Below are 2,754 nucleotides of genomic sequence, written 5' to 3'. Positions count from 1 at the left end.
CGTTTGTGGAAGCGAACTGGATCCACAACAGCAAAGACTTTGGCGTGTCGATGAACGGTGACAACGTGGATCTGGACGGCGCCCGCAATATCGGCGAGCTGAAGGCCGGTGTGGAAGGCCAGCTGACGAAGAACGTCTCCCTGTGGGGTAACGTCGGCCAGCAGGTCGGTGACAAAGGCTACAGCGACACCTCGGCGATGATTGGCATTAAAGCGTCGTTCTGATACGTCACGTCGGATAAGGCGCGTTGCGCCTTATCCGACATTTACCGGTGATACTTACACTGAGGAAATACCCACTCTAAAAAAGTGGGTATTGCTTAACGGGATGATCTTAAGATTTTCCTGTCCTGATTTTAAAAGAATAAAACACTACTAATAAATAAAATACTCATATATTAAACAGGTATTGTTTTTATATTTAGATAATAAATTTAATTATTTAGCTAAGGTCATTTCATTTGTCCTGTTGCTGTGCAGGTGGAAAATGGCGCACAGAAGCCACCGCGAGCATCGGCAAAGACCTCTCCCGGAATAACCGGCGTTTATTCACTTTTGTTTAACCCAGAAATTGCACATCGGCCATGGCGTTATTGCACGCAATACGTCTTAGCGCCGCGATGTCTGTTACGGATACCGATATGAAACAATTTAAATTAACCACAACAGCGCTCCTTGTCAGCAGCCTGTTGATGACCAACTATGTTCATGCTGAACTTTATAATGAAAATGGCGTGATGACCGGAAGCGGGGAGCTTGCCGACGGTGGGACATATAGCATCGTCAGTACTTCGGGTGAACATAACACTATCTCCGTCGCCAATAACGGCAGCGTGACCATTAATAACCCGGGCGGAACGGCGCTGGTGAGTGGCCGTGGGGAGTTAGAAACGGGCGATTTCATGCTGGCCAGCGGGACGGTGCTGCTGTACAACAGCGGCACCATTAACTTAGGTTCCGGTTCTACCGTGAATCAGATTGTGGGTGATTATATTCCCGGAACCCGACCCAACAGACCGGATCTGCCGCTTGACGCTGATTATGATTTTATGTCTGCGGTCACGATTATGACTGAAGAAAACATCAGCGACGCTCTGAATGCGCAACAGGCGCAGATTGTTGCTGATGATTTAACGGTTAACATGAGCCATAAGCGTGATGATAAAGGGATCGCCGGGATTTATGGCGCGAAAAACAATGGTTCCATTCTCTTAAGCGGTAATACCACTGTGAATACCACGGTGACCGGGGCAAACAGCAATGCTTTCGGCGTGTATGCAAAATATGGCACCCGCATTGAAGCTGAGAACGTTATCCTCAACAGTAAGGGGACGGGGTATGCTGGCGGGATCATTTCCGAAGCGATGGAAGAGAGTGCCCGTTCGCTTATTCGCTATCAGAATGCGACCGTGACCTCGGTAGCCGATCAGTTTGCTGACGGGATTAGCGCTAACGGCGGCAAAGTTGAAGCGCTTGGCGATACAGTCCTTGACGTCACCGTCAACGCCGTCGGCGGCGTGGCGTCCGGTATCTGGCTGTCAGACGGTTTTCCGGACGTCGATGTGGATGCCGCTGTCACTACCGTCGGCACCACCACGATGCGACTTAACGCAGGCGCGGATCAGACGGTGCTTGATGGCGTCGACTCAATGGGCTCGACGGTCTATACCGGCGACGATCTGAGTATCACTTTTGATGCGAAAGGGCATCAGCAGACAACGGGCACCGGGCTGTATGCCTCGATGGATCAGGCGTTAGCCGCAGGGAAAATCGCCGTTAACGGCAGTCTGGATATTGACGTTGTCGACGCCACCCGCAGCGGGAGATGGAATTATCTCCATGCGGATAAGGGCGGCGAAATCACCCTGAATGGCGAGGTGCGGATGGGGGTGAATTACAACGACCCGGATGCTGTCGCGATCCTGGCTGAAAATGCCGACTCCCGCGTGACCATCAATCCGCAGAAAGTCCATATTGTGGGGACGCTGGAGGCAAAAGATGCTGCGACGATTGATATCACCGCGATTAACCAGTCCCGTTTTGATGGCGGCGCAGCAACCACTGACGATGCGGTGAGCAACCTGTCGCTGGCGGAGCAATCGGTCTGGAATATGACCAAAGACTCGCAGCTGACCAACCTGTCGCTGAACGATTCGACGCTGACCTTTATGCCGTCCAGCGCGACGACCCGTTCGCTGACCCGCGACGCGGCGACGTTTAAAACCCTGACGGTGAACGGCGACTATACCGGCGTCAACGGTAATCTCGTGATGAACACCCAACTGGGCGATGATACCTCTGCAACCGATAAGCTGGTTGTGCAGGGCAACACCTCCGGTAACACGAACGTGACGGTGCTGAACGCGGGCGGCACAGGCGGGCTGACCACTGACGGTATTGAGCTTATTAGCGTGGCGGGAAATTCTGAAGGTGTGTTTACTCAGAACGGGCGTATCGTGGCGGGGGCGTATGACTACACCCTGCAACGTGGGGAAGGGCAGAATGAGAAAAACTGGTATCTGACCAGCGCGCTGACGCCGGAACCACAGCCGGAACCGGTTGATCCGACTGAGCCAGTGGACCCGGTAGATCCGCTGACTCCGCAAGCGCCGACGCAACCTGAGCCGCAGAGACCGCGCGAGCACGCGGTGCGTCCGGAAGCGGGTCTGTACGGTATGAACCTGCAGGCGGCGAACACGATGTTTAACACCCGTCTGCACGACCGCCTGGGCGAAACCCACTACGTCGACGCCCT

Annotated in this window: 2 protein-coding genes; both read left to right on the top strand. The window is 53.7% G+C overall.

Going from position 1 to position 2,754, the window contains the following annotated elements; all coding sequences use genetic code 11:
• On the top strand, nt 1-224 hold a 224-nt coding region (locus tag OGY07_RS02930; protein WP_286598556.1), incomplete at its 5' end, for an autotransporter outer membrane beta-barrel domain-containing protein.
• Nucleotides 225-640: 416 nt separating this feature from the next.
• Nucleotides 641-2,754 (top strand): autotransporter outer membrane beta-barrel domain-containing protein (locus OGY07_RS02925; RefSeq protein WP_286598554.1); only part of this gene is annotated, 2,114 nt, incomplete at its 3' end.

It is taken from the genome of Citrobacter sp. Cs237 (assembly GCF_030332325.1).
In the GTDB taxonomy this organism is placed as follows: domain Bacteria; phylum Pseudomonadota; class Gammaproteobacteria; order Enterobacterales; family Enterobacteriaceae; genus Citrobacter_A; species Citrobacter_A sedlakii.
The sequence above is the reverse complement of the archived record's forward strand: the minus strand, read 5'-3'. Positions and strand labels throughout refer to the sequence as shown.